The sequence below is a fragment of the Hydrogenophaga sp. genome (genome assembly GCF_030656115.1).
Lineage (GTDB): Bacteria > Pseudomonadota > Gammaproteobacteria > Burkholderiales > Burkholderiaceae_C > Hydrogenophaga.
In genome coordinates this window covers 25,915-42,727 of the sequence record NZ_JAUSOO010000080.1, presented here as the reverse complement: position 1 = coordinate 42,727, position 16,813 = coordinate 25,915, and the positions used below count along the sequence as shown (strand labels likewise).

18 protein-coding genes and 1 riboswitch are annotated in these 16,813 nt (G+C 64.7%); of the genes, 11 read left to right on the top strand and 7 right to left on the bottom strand.

What is annotated here, in order from left to right:
• Positions 1 to 18 precede the first annotated feature (18 nt).
• Positions 19 to 675 carry an SAM-dependent methyltransferase gene (locus tag Q7J58_RS11480; protein WP_304827813.1) on the bottom strand — a complete coding sequence of 219 codons (657 nt, stop codon included), beginning with the start codon at positions 673 to 675 and terminating at the stop codon, positions 19 to 21.
• A gap of 179 nt (positions 676 to 854) precedes the next feature.
• Positions 855 to 963: riboswitch (TPP riboswitch) on the top strand.
• Positions 964 to 1,072: 109 nt separating this feature from the next.
• Here Q7J58_RS11480 and Q7J58_RS11475 point away from each other — a divergent pair.
• The 8 genes from Q7J58_RS11475 to Q7J58_RS11440 all read left to right on the top strand — a co-directional run bounded on the left by Q7J58_RS11475 (position 1,073) and on the right by Q7J58_RS11440 (position 6,702).
• Positions 1,073 to 2,092, top strand: a complete 1,020-nt coding sequence (locus tag Q7J58_RS11475; protein WP_304827810.1) for a thiamine ABC transporter substrate-binding protein — start codon at positions 1,073 to 1,075, stop codon at positions 2,090 to 2,092.
• A gap of 220 nt (positions 2,093 to 2,312) precedes the next feature.
• Entirely contained in the window at positions 2,313 to 3,959 is a 1,647-nt protein-coding gene (locus Q7J58_RS11470) for an iron ABC transporter permease (RefSeq protein ID WP_304827807.1), read from the top strand.
• A complete protein-coding gene (locus tag Q7J58_RS11465) occupies positions 3,952 to 4,596 on the top strand; it encodes an ABC transporter ATP-binding protein (protein ID WP_304827805.1) in 645 nt (214 codons plus the stop codon). Before Q7J58_RS11470 ends, Q7J58_RS11465 begins: the two co-directional genes overlap by 8 nt.
• A gap of 41 nt (positions 4,597 to 4,637) precedes the next feature.
• Positions 4,638 to 4,928 carry a nucleotidyltransferase family protein gene (locus tag Q7J58_RS11460; protein ID WP_304827802.1) on the top strand — a complete coding sequence of 97 codons (291 nt, stop codon included), beginning with the start codon at positions 4,638 to 4,640 and terminating at the stop codon, positions 4,926 to 4,928.
• On the top strand, positions 4,918 to 5,190 hold the full coding sequence (locus Q7J58_RS11455) for a HepT-like ribonuclease domain-containing protein (RefSeq protein WP_304827799.1): 273 nt from the start codon (positions 4,918 to 4,920) through the stop codon (positions 5,188 to 5,190). Before Q7J58_RS11460 ends, Q7J58_RS11455 begins: the two co-directional genes overlap by 11 nt.
• A 124-nt stretch (positions 5,191 to 5,314) precedes the next feature.
• Positions 5,315 to 5,659 carry a heavy metal-binding domain-containing protein gene (locus tag Q7J58_RS11450; protein ID WP_304827796.1) on the top strand — a complete coding sequence of 115 codons (345 nt, stop codon included), beginning with the start codon at positions 5,315 to 5,317 and terminating at the stop codon, positions 5,657 to 5,659.
• Positions 5,660 to 5,680: 21 nt separating this feature from the next.
• Complete coding sequence (locus tag Q7J58_RS11445) at positions 5,681 to 6,127, top strand: hypothetical protein (RefSeq protein ID WP_304827793.1); 447 nt, start codon at positions 5,681 to 5,683, stop codon at positions 6,125 to 6,127.
• Positions 6,128 to 6,183: 56 nt separating this feature from the next.
• Entirely contained in the window at positions 6,184 to 6,702 is a 519-nt protein-coding gene (locus Q7J58_RS11440) for a DUF6398 domain-containing protein (protein ID WP_304827790.1), read from the top strand.
• A 24-nt stretch (positions 6,703 to 6,726) separates the two neighbouring features.
• Here the strand turns inward: Q7J58_RS11440 and Q7J58_RS11435 are convergent, their stop codons facing one another.
• From Q7J58_RS11435 to Q7J58_RS11425, 3 genes are read right to left on the bottom strand one after another with little or no spacing between them, the layout of a single operon-like run.
• A complete protein-coding gene (locus tag Q7J58_RS11435; protein ID WP_304827787.1) occupies positions 6,727 to 7,929 on the bottom strand; it encodes a lytic murein transglycosylase in 1,203 nt (400 codons plus the stop codon).
• A 34-nt stretch (positions 7,930 to 7,963) separates the two neighbouring features.
• A complete protein-coding gene (locus Q7J58_RS11430; protein WP_304827784.1) occupies positions 7,964 to 9,367 on the bottom strand; it encodes an MBL fold metallo-hydrolase in 1,404 nt (467 codons plus the stop codon).
• Between the two features lie 45 nt (positions 9,368 to 9,412).
• Complete coding sequence (locus Q7J58_RS11425; protein ID WP_304827781.1) at positions 9,413 to 10,450, bottom strand: ZIP family metal transporter; 1,038 nt, start codon at positions 10,448 to 10,450, stop codon at positions 9,413 to 9,415.
• A 311-nt stretch (positions 10,451 to 10,761) separates the two neighbouring features.
• On the opposite strand from Q7J58_RS11425, the gene Q7J58_RS11420 reads away from it, so the two are divergent.
• The 3 genes from Q7J58_RS11420 to Q7J58_RS11410 all read left to right on the top strand — a co-directional run bounded on the left by Q7J58_RS11420 (position 10,762) and on the right by Q7J58_RS11410 (position 13,611).
• A complete protein-coding gene (locus Q7J58_RS11420) occupies positions 10,762 to 11,535 on the top strand; it encodes a ferredoxin--NADP reductase (RefSeq protein ID WP_304827778.1) in 774 nt (257 codons plus the stop codon).
• A 244-nt stretch (positions 11,536 to 11,779) separates the two neighbouring features.
• Entirely contained in the window at positions 11,780 to 12,679 is a 900-nt protein-coding gene (locus tag Q7J58_RS11415; protein WP_304827775.1) for a dienelactone hydrolase family protein, read from the top strand.
• Between the two features lie 95 nt (positions 12,680 to 12,774).
• Positions 12,775 to 13,611 (top strand): ZIP family metal transporter, encoded by an 837-nt coding sequence (locus Q7J58_RS11410; RefSeq protein ID WP_304827772.1) that lies wholly within the window; start codon positions 12,775 to 12,777, stop codon positions 13,609 to 13,611.
• A gap of 111 nt (positions 13,612 to 13,722) precedes the next feature.
• On the opposite strand, the gene Q7J58_RS11405 is transcribed toward Q7J58_RS11410, so the two are convergent.
• From Q7J58_RS11405 to Q7J58_RS11395, 3 genes are read right to left on the bottom strand one after another with little or no spacing between them, the layout of a single operon-like run.
• The gene (locus Q7J58_RS11405; RefSeq protein ID WP_304828018.1) at positions 13,723 to 14,583 is read right to left on the bottom strand and encodes a sulfurtransferase; all 861 of its coding nucleotides are present in this window, start codon (positions 14,581 to 14,583) and stop codon (positions 13,723 to 13,725) included.
• Between the two features lie 60 nt (positions 14,584 to 14,643).
• Positions 14,644 to 15,534 carry a DMT family transporter gene (locus Q7J58_RS11400; protein ID WP_304827769.1) on the bottom strand — a complete coding sequence of 297 codons (891 nt, stop codon included), beginning with the start codon at positions 15,532 to 15,534 and terminating at the stop codon, positions 14,644 to 14,646.
• Positions 15,535 to 15,589: 55 nt separating this feature from the next.
• Positions 15,590 to 16,741, bottom strand: a complete 1,152-nt coding sequence (locus Q7J58_RS11395) for an aromatic ring-hydroxylating dioxygenase subunit alpha (protein WP_304827766.1) — start codon at positions 16,739 to 16,741, stop codon at positions 15,590 to 15,592.
• Positions 16,742 to 16,813: the final 72 nt, after the last annotated feature.

The following is a 16,813-nucleotide window of genomic DNA, read 5'->3' as shown; positions in this document are numbered from 1 at the left end:
CCTGTGGGCGCTGGGCACTCAGCCCGAGCGTTGAAACGTCAGAAACCGGCCTTTATAGGCGGTGCCATCCTCCAGCCGCCGGTCGGCCACCCGCATGTCCAGTGTGAACCCCAGAACGCCCATCTCCCGCCCAAAAGCTGCTCGGTTGCCGCGGTCCGGGTCCACGATGATGACCTGCGAAGTGGGTGCTGCATGGCGGTGGATGAAGCTCGCCAACTGGGCCGGTTGTTGGCGTTCATACAGCAGGTCGCTGCCTACCAGCAGGTCGAACTGCCCCAGTTGTGGGTTGTCGGTTGCCCAGTTGCCGGCTTGGTAATTCAGGGGCCTCAGCCCGTTGAGCAGCAGGTTTTCTTTCAAAAAAGGTTCGGTCAGCGGGTGCCAGTCGCTCACGGTCACATGGGCGCCCCGGCGGTGCATCACCAGGCTGGAGAGTGCCAGCCCTGCGCCCATCTCCAGTATCCGCTGGCCATGCAGCGCATGCGTTTGCATGGCCAGAGCCAGCACGCGGGCCGAAGGCCACACCTGACCAAACAGCGACCAGCCTGCGGGCGGAATGCCCAAATCACCCGAGGTGTTGATGGGGTCTGCGTATTGCTGGGTGTCCATCAGGCAGCGAATGCGCCAACCGACGCCGCCCAAGGTGACGGTCTCTGTTTTGACCTGGTAGCCGGGCATGGGGTGGGTTTCTCATGGTGTGTGACGTGGTGAAACAGTTCAGATCGAACGGGCACAACGTTTCCAGAAGAAAAGCATGCGGGCCGAAGAGGCACTCTCGCGGTGGGCTTTGCCCTTGCGGGTTCGGCCCACGCACAGTAACACGCGGGTCAGCCCAAGCCGTGCAGGACTACAATCCGCCACTTCACCGGGGGTGCCCAACTTGCAGCCATGCAAGCGGCGGCTGAGAAATACCCCTCTCACCTGATCTGGGTTGTGCCAGCGTAGGGAGCGTGATGAGCCGGTCCGCCGCGTGCTGTGGTCCGTTCTTTTCAGGCGCCCGGCGTGGCGTTTTTTGACAAGGCGGCATCGCATGCAACGGCGGATTTTTTCTGGGCTTCTGTTTTCTCTGTCACTCGTGGCCACGGCCACCCTGGCGCAAACCGCACCGGCCACGCCTCTGCGCGTGCTCACCCACAGCTCGTTTGACCTGCCCAAAGAGCTGCTGGCCCAGTTTGAAAAAGACGCGGGCGTGAAGCTGCAAATCGTGAAAGCGGGCGACGCAGGCGAGATGGTCAACAAACTCATCCTGACCCGCGCCAAACCGCTGGCGGATGTGGTGTTTGGCATCGACAACACCTTGCTGCCGCGCGCACAGGCCGCCAACGTGCTCGACGCCTACAGCGGCCCCGCCGCCCAGCGTGCCGCTGCGGCCGGCATGGGCGAAGACGCAGGCCCCAGCGGTGTGGTGGCCGGTGTGGTGCCGGTGGACGTTGGCTACGTCACCCTCAACATCGACAAAGCCTGGTTTGCCCAGAACAAGCTGGCCCTGCCCACTTCGTTGCAAGACCTGACCCTGCCCGCCTACCGCAAGCTGCTGGTGGTGCAAAACCCCGCCACCTCCAGCCCCGGCCAAGCGTTTTTGTGGGCCACCATCGCCGGTTTGGGCGAACAAGCCGCATTTGACTGGTGGGCCAGCATGCGCGCCAACGGCGTGAAGGTGTCCAAGGGCTGGACCGAGGCCTATTACACCGACTTCACCCGCAATGGCGGCACGCGCCCCATCGTGGTCAGCTACGCCAGCAGCCCCGCCGCCGAGGTGTTTTACGCCAAAGAAAAGCTCAGCGAATCGCCCACCGCCAACCTGTTTTTAAAAGGCGGCGTGTTCCGTCAGGTGGAGGGCGTGGCTTTGGTGAAAGGCGGCAACCCCGCCGCGCGCGAGGCCGCTGGCCGGTTCATCGAATTCATGCGCTCGGCCCCGGTGCAGCAAGCCTTGCAAACCAGCATGTGGATGTTTCCCGCCGAGGCCGGTGCGGCGCGGGTGGATGTGATGCAACAACACGCCAGCGAACCCACCCGCTTCGACAACCCCCCAGCCGCCCAGATGGCACAAAGCAAAGCCTGGTTGCAGCGCTGGACGAAGGTGGTGTTGAAGTAAGGCGGTTGGGCCTTTAGGCCAACGGCATGCCGTATCGCGTTTCGCCCACCCCAATCCGGGAGCGCCCCCACCCCAGCCCTCCCCCAGCGGGGGAGGGAGCCAATCCCCAAAGCGCAGAGTGGGCTGTCCCCGAATGGCTCCTTCCCCCGCTGGGGGAATGTTGGGGTGGGGGCACGCGTGAGACGGCGCATCCCGCCCGTTTACACCGCCGCGCCACCCCATGAAAACCGCGCCACCCCGGCCCATGCGCTGGCTGCTCCCCGCCGTGCCGCTGGTTTTTTTGGCGCTGGTGTTGGCCGCGCCCGTGGTGCGGCTGCTGGCCGAAGGGTTGGGGGCCACCGCCACCGCGAGCGAGGCCCTGTCGTGGTGGGCGCTGTGGCAAGACGACCACCTGCGCTGGCGTTTGTTGTGGTCGTTTGCGCAGGCCGCCATCACCTGCGCGCTGGCCTTGTTGCTCGGTCTGCCGCTGGCCTGGGTGCTGGCGCGGCTGGAATTTGCCGGGCGCGCCACCCTGCTGCGCGCCTTGATGCTGCCTTTCGTCGTGCCCACGCTGGTGGCCGCCATGGGCGTGCTGGCACTGTGGGGCCCGCGTGGCTGGCTGGGCGAGCCGCTGGCCAACGCCGGGGTTGACCTGGAAAACAGCCCTTTTTTGCTGCTCTACGGCAACCTGTTTTTCAACCTCTGCCTGGTGGTGCGCGCCGGTGTGGACGCGCTGGAGCAGGTGAGCGCCACCCGCATCGCCGCTGCCCGCAGCCTGGGGGCCACGCCCTGGCGGGCTTTTTGGCGGGTGGAATGGCCCGCTGTCGCGCCCTGGATGGCGTCGGCGCTGTGCCTCGTCTTTTTGTACTGCTTTTCGGGTTTTGGCCTGGCGCTCATGTTGGGCGGACAGCGCTACGCCACGGTGGAGGTGGAGATTTACACCCTGGTAGCGCACGAGCTGGAACTGGGCCAAGCCGGTGTGCTGGCGGTGTGGATGCTGCTGCTCACCGGTGCCGTGGCGCTGGCGTATGCCTGGATGGAAAAGCGGCTGGCCGCGCCTGGACGCACCACGCCGGTGGCCCGCCAGCGTCCGCAAGGGCGGGGCCCGTGGGCTGCGGTGGTGGGTACTTGGGCCGTGCTGGGGCTGGTGTGCGCCGCGCCCTTGCTGGCCATCGTGGGGCAGGCGGCGCGGGCGCTGCTGTGGGGGCAGGGCGGGGCGGTGCTGCTGGAGCCCGAAACCGCCCAAGCCCTGTGGAACACGCTGCGCTTTTCCGCCCTGGCGCTGGCGCTGGCCACCGCGCTGGGCCTGTGCCACGCGCTGGCGGTGCGGGCGCTGGACGTGGCCGGGGCCGCCCACGGTGCCCACAGCGCCCGGGGTTTGCTGGCCCTGGGTTGGCGGGCAGCGGCTTTTTTGCCGTTTATGGTGTCGCCGGTCACGGTGGGGTTTGGCTTGCTGCTGCTGTACCCGCAGTGGACCGCCAGCCTGGGCCTGCTGGTGTCGGCTTACGCGCTGCTGGCCTACCCGTTTGTGGCCAAGTCGCTCAGTACCGCGCTGGACAACCTGCCCGCCAGCTACGCCCAAGCCGCGGCCACGCTGGGCGCGAGCCACTGGCGGGTGTTTTGGCGCGTCACGCTGCCGCTGGTGTCGGGCGCGCTGCGCCGGGGCATGGCCTTTGCAGCGGCCACCGCGCTGGGCGAATTTGCGGTGTCGCTGTTTTTGTCGAGGCCCGAATGGACCACCCTCACCACCCTCATTTACCAACGCCTGGGCCGCCCCGGCGCGGGCAACCTCGATGCCGCGCTGGTGCTGGCCTGCCTGCTCATGGCGCTGGCGCTGCTGGCCTTTGCCGGTATTGAGGGCAACAAGGACAAACTGCCCCATGCTTGAACTGCGCGACATCGCCAAACAATGGGACCACCGCCCGCTGCTCGACGGCGTGAACCTGAAGGTGAACAGCGGCGAAACCGTGGCCCTGCTGGGCGCGTCGGGCAGCGGCAAAAGCACACTGCTCAAAATCGTGGCCGGGCTGGAGGCGGCTGAGCGCGGCAGCGTGTGGTTTGAGGGCCAAGACATCACCCACCAGCCGCCCGAACAGCGCCGCTTTGCCCTCATGTTTCAAGACTTTGCGCTGTTCCCGCACCTGAACGTGCAAGACAACGTGGCCTTTGGCCTGCGCGAACAGGGCGTGGGCAAGGCCGCCGCCCGCGAACAAGCCCGCGACATGCTGGCCCGTTTTGGCCTGGCCGACCACGCCACGGCCCGGGTCTGGACACTCTCCGGCGGCGAGCAACAGCGCGTGGCCCTGGCCCGCGCCCTCATCACCCGCCCGCGTGTGCTGCTGCTGGACGAACCCTTTTCCGCGCTGGATGCCAGCTTGCGCGAGCAACTGCGCGCCGAATTCCGCGAACGCATCCAGGCCGCTGGCATGTCGGCCATTTTGGTCACCCACGACGAACACGAAGCCCGCGCCATGGCGCAACACGCCTGGGGCGTGCAGGGCGGGCGGCTGGTGGCTTTGTGGTGAGTTGAGCGCAGCGCACAGCATGCCCGGGCTATCATGAATGCATGTTGAATCTGCCCGACCCAGTGCTTCGCGACTTTTGCCGACAACACCATGTTCGGCGCCTGTCGCTGTTTGGTTCCCGGCTCAAGGGCTCGCAGCGCCCCGACAGCGATGTGGACTTGTTGGTGGAGTTCGAACCCGAACACACGCCATCTCTGTTTGGCATGGTGCGCATGCAGGCACAGCTCAGCGCCATGCTCGGCCAAACCGTGGACTTGCGCACCGCAGGCGATTTGTCGCGGTATTTTCGGCAAGAAGTTATTGAAAGTGCCCAGGTGCAATATGCGGCCTGAAGACCGCATTCGCATCATGCACATGCGCGACGCTTGCTTGTCTGTCACACGGTTTGTGCACGAAAAAGAGCGCGCCAACCTTGATCAGGATGAAATGCTGTGCTTCGCGTTGGTTCGTGCCATTGAAATCATTGGCGAGGCAGCGGGCAAAGTGTCTGCCGAAACACGGCAAATGGCGCCCGGCATTCCTTGGCGTGAAGCGGTAGATATTCGCAACCGCCTGATTCACGCAGACTTTGATGTGGATCTGAATGTGCTCTGACGCACCGCCACAGACGACATTCCCGTGCTCTTGCAGATGCTTCGTGCCTTGCTCGGGGATGGATCGCACCCGCTGGCACAATGAACCCGCACCCAACAGGCGGTGCGCAACCGAGGCGATCACCATGGGCTGGTTTTCCAAAAGCACCGACAAATTTTTCCTCAGCACCACCACCCCCGACGGCATCGCGCAGAGCCAGTACCTGGGCGTGGTCAACGGCGAAGCCATCATCGGCGCCAATATTTTTCGCGACATGTTCGCCTCGGTGCGCGATGTGGTGGGTGGCCGGGCCAGTGGCTATGAGCGCGCCCTGAGCGGTGCCCGTGATGCCGCTATGGAAAGCCTGGTGGAGGCCGCCAAAGAGATGGGCGCCAACGGCGTCATTGGCATCGACTTCGACTACGAAGTGCTGGGCGAGACCAACGGCATGATGATGGTGGCCGTGAGCGGCACGGCGGTGAAACTCTGACGCGAAGGCCTGAAACACCCCATGGACGCTTACATCATCATCGGCAACAGCAACACCCGCAAAGCCTCGCTGGTGCGCAGCCTCACCGGTTGCTTCAACCGCAGCGTGCGCGACATCCAACTCCAAGGCAGCAAAAAACCGCTGCGCTTCTATGCCCGTGTCGGCACCCTGCAAGACACGCGGGTAACGGTGGAACAGTACGTGGCGGAAGTGACCCGAGCCCGTGCCGAAGCCGTGTTGTTCTGCCTCTCGCCCGAGGCCCACAAAACCGACACCCTCGAATACCCCGACGCCCAAGCCTACGTGGCCGCACTGCGCGAGCGCGGCTGGCGCATCAAAGCCGTGGCCGTGCTGGGCCAAAACGCCGGTGGCGTGCGTGCACCCAACCTGCGCCAATACACCGCCGCCCCCACCGCACCAGTGAACCTGACCGCGCGCGATGTGCGGGCGCAGTTCGGCTGGGTGTGACGGGCGCTGACAGCCGCTCATTCATTTGCCAACCTCCTGTTTCACCGTGCACCGCCATGACCACCCCGTCTACCCGCGTGCCTGCCGCCATGCAGGCCAAGTTCGATGCCATTGCCCAGCTCACCGATGGGTTTTGTGCCCAGCACCTGAACGGCGAATACCGCGACCTGGCCCGCCTGGTGCTGGCCGCGCTCAGCCGCAAGCGGCCCTCGCCCCTGCTCAAAAGCCGCGAACCCACCTGGGCCGCTGCGGTGTTGCACGCCTTGGGCACGGTCAATTTTTTGTTCGACTCCACGCAAACCCCGCACTGCAAAGCCGCCGATCTGTTTGATCACTTCGGCATCTCCAGCAGCAACGGCTCCAGCAAATCCAAAGAAGTGCGAGAAGCCCTCGGCATGCATCCCATGTCGTCCGACTGGACGCTGCCGAGCCGGATGGAGCAAAACCCTATGCTCTGGATGCTGGAAGTCAACGGCTTCATGGTGGATGTGCGCCGCATGCCCCTAGAAGTGCAACAAATCGCATTCGACAAAGGGTTTATTCCCTACGTGCCAGCGCTCAAAGAAAAGAGCTGAAAAGCTCCGAATGGGCCCGCAGCATCACCACCCACGCAGCGCCCGCAGCAACTTCAACCCGCCGCGCCCGTTCACTTCGTGCCCCAGCCGCGCTTGTTCGATGCGAATGGCGGCACGGCTTTTGTCGCCCAGCATGCCATCTACCTCGCCAATGTCGTGCCCGCGCAAAATCAGCAGGCCTTGCAGTTCGCGGCGCGCGGCGCGCGAAATGCCGGGATCGTCGGTGGGCCAGGCGGTGCTGAAGGGGCTGGCGCCGCGCAGGCGGTCGCTCAGGTGGGCAATGGCCAGGCCGTAGCTCTCGGCGGCGTTGTAGCTGTAGAGCGCGTCGAAGTTGCGCAGCACCAGAAACGCCGGGCCTTGTGGGCCTGCGGGGGTCATGAGCCCGGCCGATCCGAGGCCATTGGGCAGTGGCGCGCCATCTACCTTGCGCAGGCCGCGTGCAGTCCATTCGGCCATGGGGCGTTTGCTGCGTCGGCCTTCGCCGCTGGTGCTCAAGTCGGCAGGCAGCTGCACTTCAAAGCCCCAGGACTGCCCGGTTTGCCAGCCGGCTTTGGCCAGGAAATTGGCGGTGGACGCCAAGGCGTCGGCGGTGCTGTCCATCAGGTCGCGCTTGCCGTCGCCGTCAAAGTCCACAGCCAGCCGCTCGAAGGTGGTGGGCATGAACTGGGTGTGGCCGAAAGCGCCGGCCCACGAGCCCACCAGCCGCTCGGGTGCGATGTGCCCAGCCTGCAAGATGCGCAGCGTGGCGTAAAACTCGCCCCGAAAAAAGGCCTGGCGCCGACCAAAACACGACAGCGTGCCCAGCGCTTGCACCAGCGGGTATTTGCCAAAGGTTTGGCCGAAATTGCTTTCCACGCCCCACACCGCCACCACGGTGGCCGGGTCCACGCCGTAGCGCTGTTGCACGCGCGCCAGCGTGTCGGCGTGTTGCGCCAGCAGCGCCTGGCCTTCGGACACGCGCTCTTCGTCCACCAGGCCGGCCAGGTAGTCCCAGATGGGCATGCGGAATTCGGGCTGAAAGTTCAGCTTGTCGATCACGCTCATGTCGGGCGCGAGGCCCTGGGTGTGCTGGGCAAAGGTGGCGTCTTGCACGCCTGCAGCCCGGGCGGGTGCGCGCAGGTTGTTCAGGCAGGCGTCGAATTCGGCGTTGGGGGCCTGGGCCCTGGCTGGGGTGGCCAGCAGCAGGCAGGCGGTCAAGAGGGTGGGGATGGCAGCGGTTGTCTTCATTCGTTGCATTGTCAGGCACGCTCGAAGCGGCCGGTCAAACACCCCAGGTGCTGCCGTGTTCGGGCACCCGCGCTGACCAGCGCAGTTCGGTCTCAATGCGGTGGCGCAGCCGGTCCGACGCGTCCATGTCGCCGTGTGTCACGAATACGCGGTGCGGTGGTGTGGGCAGGGCGCGCAGCCAGTCGATGAGTTGGCTGGCATCGGCGTGGGCGGAGGCCGAGCCGAGTTGCACCACTTCGGCGCGCACGGGAATGTCTTGCCCGTGGATGCGCAGGTGGCTGTGGGGAGCCGGTGCGCCACGCGTGCCGCCTTCCTGGCTGGCAACCCCGGCCAGCGTGGCGCCACGGGTGCCAGGCGCCTGATAACCGGCCAGCACGACCATGTTGCGGTGGTGCCCGAGGTACTGGGCCAGGTGGTGCAGCACGCGCCCGCCGGTGGCCATGCCACTGGCCGAGAGCACCACTTTGGGCCCGTGTTGCAGGGCAATGGCCTTGGATTCTTCAACCGAGCGCGTCATTTTGGCCACGCGCTCCATGGTTTCGCACTGGGCCGCGCTGAGCCGGTGTTCGCCCAAGTGTTGCGAAAACAGGTCGGTGCTGTGGATGGCCATGGGGCTGTCCAGGTAAATGGGCAGGCTGTGCGGCAGCACACCATGGGCTTTGAGCAGGGCAATGGCGTGCAACAGCTCTTGGGCGCGGCCCACAGCAAACACAGGAATGACGGCGGTGCCGCCGCGTGCGGCCACGCGCTGCAGGGCCGGCCCCAGTTCGGCCAGCACGTCTTCTTCGGGGTGTTCGCGGTCGCCGTAGGTGGACTCGATCACCACCACGTCGGCCGCTGGAGGCCTTTCAGGGGGCTTCATCAGCATGTCGTCGGGGCGGCCCAGGTCGCCTGAAAACAGGATGCGCCGCCCGCCCACTTCCAGCAGCAGGCTGGCCGCGCCCAAAATGTGCCCGGCACCGAAGAACTGGGCCGTCCAGCCGCGCACAGGTTCAAAGCTTTGGCCCATGGGCACGGTCTTGAAGAGCTTCAGGCTTTCATGGGCGTCGTCTTCGGTGTACAGCGGCAGGGCAGGCGCGTGTTTGGAAAAACCGTGGCGGTTGGCAAACGCGGCGTCTTCTTCCTGAATGTGGCCGCTGTCGGGCAACAGTATCTTGGCCAGATCGCGCGTGGCGGGCGTGGCCCACACCTTGCCGTGAAAGCCTTCTTTGGCCAGCACGGGCAAGTAGCCGCTGTGGTCCAGGTGGGCGTGGGTCAAGACCACCGCGTTGATGTGGTTGGGCATCACCGGCAGCGGGTCGCGGTTGCGCAAGCGCAACTGCTTGTAACCCTGAAACAGGCCGCAGTCCACCAGCACGCTGTGGCCGCCATGCTCGACCAGGTATTTGGAGCCGGTGACGGTGCCGGCCGCACCCAGAAAGCGAATGTGTACGTTCATGGGCGCATCCTACCTCCGACCAGCGAGGCGTCAAGCTGCGGTCATTCAGCTGCCCAGAGCCGCGTCGAGCAAGAGCATAAAGATGAAGCCACCCAGCAGGGTGGATGTGGCCAGGGTTTCAAACCCGTTGCGGTGCGTTTCGGGAATGATCTCGTGGCTGACCACAAACAGCATGGCACCCGCCGCCAGCGCCAGCCCAACTGGGTAAAGCGCCGGCACGCTGCCCAGCACCCACAGGCCCAGGATGGCGCCCAGCGGCTCGGCCAGCCCGGTGAGGGCGGCCACGCCCCAGGCCTGGCCCGCGCTGCGGCCCAGCGTGCGCAGGGCCATGGCCACAATCAGGCCCTCGGGCATGTTTTGCAGGCCAATGGCCAGCGCCACCGAGGCGCCGGCTTGCGCCGTACCACCGGTCTCAACGCCCAAGGCAGCGCCGGAATAAGCGGCACCCACCGCCAGGCCTTCGGGCACGTTGTGAATGAGGATGGCCAACACCATGAGCCAGGCACGCTGCGCGGCGGCCTGGTCCACCGCGCCGGCGGTGGACCACTGACCGGCATGGCCTGGGGCTGCGGGCGGCAACACCGCGTGTTCGTGCGGTGTGAAGCGGTCAATGGCCAGCATGAGGCCCATGCCCAGCGCCAGGCCCACACCGCTGAGTGCGGCCGCACCGGTGGCGCTGCCGGGAGCACCCTCCAGCAAGGCCTGGCCAGCGGCCAGCGAAGGCAACAGCAGCGCAAAAATGGCGGCAGCCAGCATCACCCCGGCAGAAAACGACATCAGCGCCGCTTCTTGCAGCTTGCTCACGCGCTGCACCAGAAACACCGGCAACGCACCCACGGCGGTGGCCAGTGCCGCGATCAACGAAGCCTGTACGCCTGCGGCCATGGCGCTGCCGTTGTGGGCGGCGTCCCACCAGGCGCGGGTGGGTGCCCAGAACGTGCTGAGCGACACCACCCCCGCCATCAGCAGCAGGCCAGCGCCCAGCGCCAGCAGGCTGTGCAACAAGGCGTGCGGTGGCACAGGCCGTTCAAAGCGCTGTATTTGTGCCCAGACAGGGCGAACGTGTCTGATGAGTGTTGCCATGGTGTTGTGCTCCTTGCCTTGGTGGGATGCGTTCAATCGTCTGTGTGGAGTAGTTTGTCAAAACCTATTGAAAAAGACCATTCGATCATTTTTATCGGTTCCATAGGGCACTTTTGTTGGGTGGGAGCGCGGGCAGGGGTGCCGCGTTCATGGGGGTGCCGGTGGCACGGTTTCCACACGTTTTACAATTCAGGGATGCCCCAGAGTTGCCGATCAGGGGTGGCTTGCGGCATTCACTGCATCAGGACCCTGCGCGGCAGCCGCCGTGTGCACGGCCCGCATCCTGTTTTCTCACCAACCTCCCGGACCCCATGAGTGCATTTGACGAAGAGCGCGTGTTGAGCGTTCACCACTGGACCGACCGCCTGTTCAGCTTCACCACCACCCGGGGTTCGTCCCTGCGTTTTTCCAACGGCCACTTCACCATGATTGGCCTGCGCATCAACGGCAAGCCGCTGGTGCGCGCTTACAGCATTGCCAGCCCCAATTACGCGGAGCATCTGGAGTTTCTGAGCATCAAGGTGCCCGACGGCCCGCTCACCTCGCAACTGCAGCACATCCAGGTGGGTGACACCGTGCTGGTGGGACGCAAACCCACGGGCACGCTGCTGATCGACTACCTGTTGCCCGCCAAGCGCCTGTACATGTTTGCCACCGGCACCGGTCTGGCGCCGTTCCTGAGCGTGATCCGCGACCCCGAAACCTACGAGCGCTTTGAGCAAGTGGTGCTGGTGCACGGCGTGCGCGAGGTGAAAGAACTGGCTTACCGTGAGCTGCTGTCAGAAACCCTGAAGCAGGACGAGTTTCTGGGCGAAATGGTGGCGCAGAAGTTTCTGTATTACCCCACGGTGACCCGCGAGCCCTTTGTGCACCAGGGCCGCATTCCCACGCTCATTGAAAACGGCACGCTGGCCAAAGACCTGGGCCTGCCCCAGCTCAACCGGACTGAAGACCGCATCATGATCTGCGGCAGCCCCGAAATGCTGCGCGATCTGAAAGGTCTGGCTGAAAAATACGGTTTTGAAGAAGGCAGCACCAGCCGCCCTGGGGAATTTGTGATTGAACGGGCGTTTGCTGGCAGCTAAGCGCTGAGAGGCTGAACATGGGGGTGCCCGCGATCGGCCAGACGGCCTGCACGAGCGCACCATTCCCACACAGGGCAGAACTTTGTCCATGTGGAAATAATCGTTCCAGGACTTGTGCACAACCGCGATGGCGTTGTTGCAAAGCCTTGCCGTACCGGGTGTACTGTCTGCGGCTTTGCGCTTAGCCCTGACGGTTTTGCGCAAGTCCTGCTTTTTCTTCCTCAACCCGACCAGGAGACGCTCCATGCTCAACGAATCGCAGATCCAAGACCTCGGCGCGCTGTTGCCCGGCCAATCCACCGAGCAGGGCGCCACACGCCGCACCGCGCTGAAAGCCGCGCTGGGTGTGGGTTACGCCGCCGCAGCCTTGCCTGTCATGGCCCAAACCGCCATCAAAACCCCGGCCGATGGCCTGACCACGGGCGAGGTGATGATCGACGTGAACGGCTACGCCATGCCGGCCTACCGGGCTGCGCCCGCAGGCAAAACCGGTTTGCCGGTGGTGCTGGTGCTGTCCGAAATTTTTGGCGTACACGAGTACATTGCCGACACGGCGCGGCGCTTTGCCCGGGCCGGCTACATGGCCATTGCCCCCGAGCTGTTTGTGCGCCAGGGCGACGCCCAGAGCTACGGTGAAATGGCCAAGCTGATCGCCGAGGTGATTTCCAAAGTGCCCGACGCGCAAGTCTTGGCCGACCTGGACGCCACCGTGAAATGGGCTGCAGCCCACGGCGGTGATGCCCGCAAACTGGGTGTGACCGGGTTTTGCTGGGGTGGACGCCAAACTTGGTTGTACGCCGCACACAACCCGGCGGTGAAGGCGGGTGTGGCTTGGTACGGCCGGTTGGTGGGCCAGACCAGTGAACTCAACCCCAGGCACCCGGTGGACGTGGCTGCGGGGCTGCATGGGCCGGTGCTGGGTTTGTACGGCGCGGCCGACACCGGCATTCCGTTGGACACGGTGGATAAGATGAAGACGGCGTTGGCGGCGGGCAACGCAGCGGCCAAGGCGTCCACCTTCGTGGTGTACCCCGACGCACCGCACGCGTTCCATGCCGATTACAGGCCCAGTTTCCGCCAGGAAGCCGCCGAAGACGGCTGGAAGCGGTTGCTGGCCTGGTTCAAGCAACACGGTGTGGCGTAGGTGTTTGAGCCAACACGGGCCGCTGAAAAGCGGCTTTTTTGTTGCGGTGGCACCGTGTGGTGGAATTTTTCCTCTGGCGAATTGAGCAGAACAAGATGACTTTGTTAGCGATTCTGGTGGGCACCATTCTGGCGGGTGTGGGCAGTGTGTGGCTGGCCGCCTTGCTCGGCTTGGCCATGCTGGCGCGTTACACGCAGCACATGCTGAGCCTGGCCGCGGGTGCGCTGATGGCCACCGCCTTCATGCACCTGTTGCCGGAGGCTTTTGAGAGTCAGGCCAGCGCGCACGAGCTGTTTTCCATGTTGCTGGCGGGGTTGGTGTTTTTCTTTTTGCTCGACAAGGCCGAGCTGTGGCACCACGGGCACGAGCACCACCAGGACGCCGAGCCTGCACATGAGCCTGTTCACGGGCACGGCCATTCCCACCACAGCCACGCCAGCGCGGCAGCCCATGGGGGCGGCCACCACCACCATGGGCCGCGTTCGGGGGGCTGGGCGGTGCTCGCTGGCGACAGCGTGCACGCTTTTGGCGACGGCATTCTGATTGCATCGGCCTTCATGGCCGATATGAAGCTGGGGGTGGTAGCTTCGTTGGCGGTGCTGGCGCACGAGGTGCCACACCACATGGGCGATTTGGTGGTGCTGCGGCACACCTCGGGCACCTCGCGTGCCGCGCTGGTGAAGGTGTCGCTGGCCGGCACCGTCACCGCCATTGGCGGCTTGGTGGGCTACTTTTTGCTCTCAACGCTGGACCAGTTTTTGCCTTATTTCCTGGTGGCGGCATCCAGCAGTTTTGTCTATGTGGCGCTGGCGGATTTGATTCCGCAACTGCAAAAGCGGCTGAGCCTGCGCGAGACAGCGGCCCAGGTGGCTTGGTTGTTGGTGGGGATTGGGTTGGTGACGGTGGTCAGCCGCCTGGCGCACGCGCACTGAGCAAGCGAAGTCGCTGGAGCTTCCCGCTCCAGAGTGTCAGAGGAACCGGAGCTGGAAGCTCCGGCTACCGATCTGGGCACCGTGGGCGTCGCTGTGGGTGTGCTGTCGATGTCAACCCACCGCACACGGCACGCCAGGCGTGTTGCACCACTCGCTCCAACTGCCGGGGTAGAGCGCGGTGCGGCCCAAACCGGCCACTTCCATGGCCAGCAGGTTGGGAATGGCGCTGACGCCGCTGCCGCAGTGGTGCACCACGCTGGCCAGGTCGCGACCCGCCAGCAGCTGTTCGAATTCGGCTCGCAATTGGGCTGCGGGTTTGAAGCGGCCGTCGGGGCCGATGTTCTCGGTGAAGGGTCGGTTCAGAGCGCCAGGAATGTGGCCAGCCACCGGGTCCAGCGGCTCTACTTCGCCCCGAAACCGGGCCGCTGCACGGGCATCGATCAAGGTCAGGCCGGGGTTGCCCAGGCGTTGCGCAATGGTGGTGGTGTCGACCATGGTGGCGCGCGCTGTACTCAGCGGGTAGGCCGGGGCTTCTGCTGCCAGTGTGGGACCAGCGCCGTTTTCAACCGAAGCCCCCAAAGACTGCCAAGCAGCCCAACCGCCATCGAGCACGGCCACGTTGTCGTGCCCGCACCACTTCAGCATCCACCACAGGCGGCCGCAGTAGTTGGCGTTTTGCCGGTCGTACACCACCACCTGGGTGTGGGACGATGTGAGGCCGGTGCGGCCCAGCCAGGTGGCGAATCGTTCGCGCGAGGGCAACGGGTGGCGCCCGCCGCTGGCGCGGCTGGTTTTGTCGCTCAGGTGCTCGTCCAGACCCACGAAACACGCACCGGGTATGTGTTCGGCCTCGTATTGCGCCCGGCCAGTGGCGGGGTTCATCAGGTCGGCGCTGCAGTCGTACACCTGCACAGGCGTGGCGGCGTTGAGCAGCTGTTTCAGATCGGCGGCAGAGATGAGGGTGGTGTGCATGGGCATGGGGTTGGGCAGGGGGTTGAGCGTGGGCGTGAGTCCTGAGTCCGTTCTGGTGTGTCAATGCTCTTCGACGGGCGCATGCGGTACCGCTCGGGCGCGCAGCACGGTGGCGGTGATGCCGCTGACGATGATCAAGCCCATGCCCAGCCAGCCGATCAGCGGCAGTTGGTCGCCAAAAATGGTCAGACTGTAAATGCCCGCAAACACAATGCCCGAATATTGCAGGTTGGCCACCACCAGCGTGGCGCCGCTGGCGTAGGCGCGCGTCATGCACAGTTGGCCCAACACCGCCAGCAAGCCAATGGGCAGCAGCCACAGCGCGCTGGGCCAGTGCCATGCGCTGGCACCCACGAACACCATGCCCAGCGCCCCGGCCAGCACCGCACCGATGGAAAAATAAAATACGGTGCGGCTTTCGGGCTCACCCGCGCGCGACAGGGCGGCCACCTGCAGGTAGGCAAAGGCCGAAAAAATGCCCGACAGCAAGCCCACGAAGGCACCCACAAACTGGTCTTCGTTCAGGGTCGGGCGCAGCATCATGGCCACCCCGCCAAAACCGGCCAGTACCGCCAGAAACAGCGGCCCTTGCTGTTTGATGGGCGCGTTGCGGCCCTGCACCAGCAGCGCGCCGCCCAGCAAAAAGGCCGCAATCCACACACTGCTCATGTAATTGAGCGTGACGGCCGTGGCCAACGGCAGGGCGGCAATGGCGTAGAACCAGGACGTGAGCGCGGTGACGCCCACCACGCTCCTCCAGAAATGCATCATGGGCACGCTGGTGCGCAAAGAAACGCCCCGCACGCGGGTCATTCCGATCAGAAAGACAACCCCAACCATGCCCCGGTAGCACACGATCTCAAAACTGTTGAAGTGCTCGGATGCGAACTTGATGCACACCCCCATGGTGGCAAAAAACAGCGACGCGAGCAGCATCCAGAGCGCCTGCATGGTTCAGGCGCTGGTGCGGTGAAGGGGGTTGCTGGCGGTGATGGACGGGCTCGATTCAGTCCAGGGCAGCGCCGCGCATCTGGCGCCGGTACCACTCGTGAAAATGCTGCATGCCGTCTTCCATGGGGCTCTGGTAGGGGCCGACTTCGTTGTCGCCACGCGCGAGCAGCGCTTGGCGCCCAGCGTCCATGCGCTCGGCGATTTCGTCGTCTTCGATGCAGGTTTCCATGTAGGCCGCGCGTTGGGCCTCCACAAATTCGCGCTCAAAGGCCGCAATTTCTTCGGGGTAATAGAACTCCACCATGTTCAGCGTCTTGTCCACGCTGAGGGGGAACAGGGTCGAAACCGTCAGCACATGTGGGTACCACTCCACCATGATGTGCGGGTAGTAGGTGAGCCAGATGGCGCCGTGTTCGGGCATCTGGCCCTGTCGGTACTGCATCAGCTGCTGCTGCCAGCGTTGGTACACCGGGCTGCCCGCCTTGCCCAGCAGGTTGGCTGCGCCCACGGTTTGCACCGAGTATTCGGGCTTGAATTCCCAGCGCAGGTCGTCGCAGGTCACAAAGTTGCCCAGGCCCGGGTGGAACGGACCGACGTGGTAGTCCTCCAGATAGACCTCGATGAAGGTCTTCCAGTTGTAGTTGCAAGTGTGCAGTTCCACATGGTCCAGCACCATGCCGTCAAAATTCAGCGCCGCACGCGGGCCCATGTGGGCCAGGTCGGCGGTGATGTCACGGCCGTTGTCTTCAAACAGCAGGCCATTCCATGTGCGCAGCTTGTAGTTGTTCAGGTTCAAGCAGGGGTCTTGCGCAAAATGGGGTGCGCCCAGCAGGTTGCCGGCAGGCGCGCTGCCCTGGCCGCCGCTGTAGGTCCAGCGGTGCAGCGGGCACACGATATTGCCGCCTGCGCTGCCAGGCTGGGCGGTGTTCAGATTGCCTCGGCCCTTGAGCATCACCGCCTGGCGGTGGCGGCATACGTTGGACACCAGTTCCACGCCGTTCGGTGTACGCACCAAGGCGCGGCCACCCGCTTCCTGGGGCAGGGCGTGGTAGTCCCCTACGTTGGGTACAGCGAGTTCGTGCCCCACATACCGGGGCCCGCGCTGAAAGAGGGTTTCCAGTTCGCGCTCAAAAAGCGTCTGGTTGAAGTAGCTGGAAACCGGGAGTTGGCTTCTGGCCTGCTGGAGTTGAAGACTTAAATCAGACATGGTGGTCTTGACCTAGAGACTCCCCCTATGAAGGGGCAGGGTAAGCGCTGGTCGAAAATCGAATTCGCGCGG

Excerpts from the sequence above, each read along its gene's own strand:
- Q7J58_RS11480 (WP_304827813.1), bottom strand. The coding sequence starts at position 675 with ATGCCCGGCTACCAGGTCAAAACAGAGACCGTCACCTTGGGCGGCGTC.
- Q7J58_RS11470 (WP_304827807.1), top strand. The coding sequence starts at position 2,313 with ATGAAAACCGCGCCACCCCGGCCCATGCGCTGGCTGCTCCCCGCCGTG.
- Q7J58_RS11465 (WP_304827805.1), top strand. The coding sequence starts at position 3,952 with ATGCTTGAACTGCGCGACATCGCCAAACAATGGGACCACCGCCCGCTG.
- Q7J58_RS11460 (WP_304827802.1), top strand. The coding sequence starts at position 4,638 with ATGTTGAATCTGCCCGACCCAGTGCTTCGCGACTTTTGCCGACAACAC.
- Q7J58_RS11455 (WP_304827799.1), top strand. The coding sequence starts at position 4,918 with ATGCGGCCTGAAGACCGCATTCGCATCATGCACATGCGCGACGCTTGC.
- Q7J58_RS11450 (WP_304827796.1), top strand. The coding sequence starts at position 5,315 with ATGGGCTGGTTTTCCAAAAGCACCGACAAATTTTTCCTCAGCACCACC.
- Q7J58_RS11445 (WP_304827793.1), top strand. The coding sequence starts at position 5,681 with ATGGACGCTTACATCATCATCGGCAACAGCAACACCCGCAAAGCCTCG.
- Q7J58_RS11440 (WP_304827790.1), top strand. The coding sequence starts at position 6,184 with ATGACCACCCCGTCTACCCGCGTGCCTGCCGCCATGCAGGCCAAGTTC.
- Q7J58_RS11435 (WP_304827787.1), bottom strand. The coding sequence starts at position 7,929 with ATGAAGACAACCGCTGCCATCCCCACCCTCTTGACCGCCTGCCTGCTG.
- Q7J58_RS11430 (WP_304827784.1), bottom strand. The coding sequence starts at position 9,367 with ATGAACGTACACATTCGCTTTCTGGGTGCGGCCGGCACCGTCACCGGC.
- Q7J58_RS11425 (WP_304827781.1), bottom strand. The coding sequence starts at position 10,450 with ATGGCAACACTCATCAGACACGTTCGCCCTGTCTGGGCACAAATACAG.
- Q7J58_RS11420 (WP_304827778.1), top strand. The coding sequence starts at position 10,762 with ATGAGTGCATTTGACGAAGAGCGCGTGTTGAGCGTTCACCACTGGACC.
- Q7J58_RS11415 (WP_304827775.1), top strand. The coding sequence starts at position 11,780 with ATGCTCAACGAATCGCAGATCCAAGACCTCGGCGCGCTGTTGCCCGGC.
- Q7J58_RS11410 (WP_304827772.1), top strand. The coding sequence starts at position 12,775 with ATGACTTTGTTAGCGATTCTGGTGGGCACCATTCTGGCGGGTGTGGGC.
- Q7J58_RS11405 (WP_304828018.1), bottom strand. The coding sequence starts at position 14,583 with ATGCACACCACCCTCATCTCTGCCGCCGATCTGAAACAGCTGCTCAAC.
- Q7J58_RS11400 (WP_304827769.1), bottom strand. The coding sequence starts at position 15,534 with ATGCAGGCGCTCTGGATGCTGCTCGCGTCGCTGTTTTTTGCCACCATG.
- Q7J58_RS11395 (WP_304827766.1), bottom strand. The coding sequence starts at position 16,741 with ATGTCTGATTTAAGTCTTCAACTCCAGCAGGCCAGAAGCCAACTCCCG.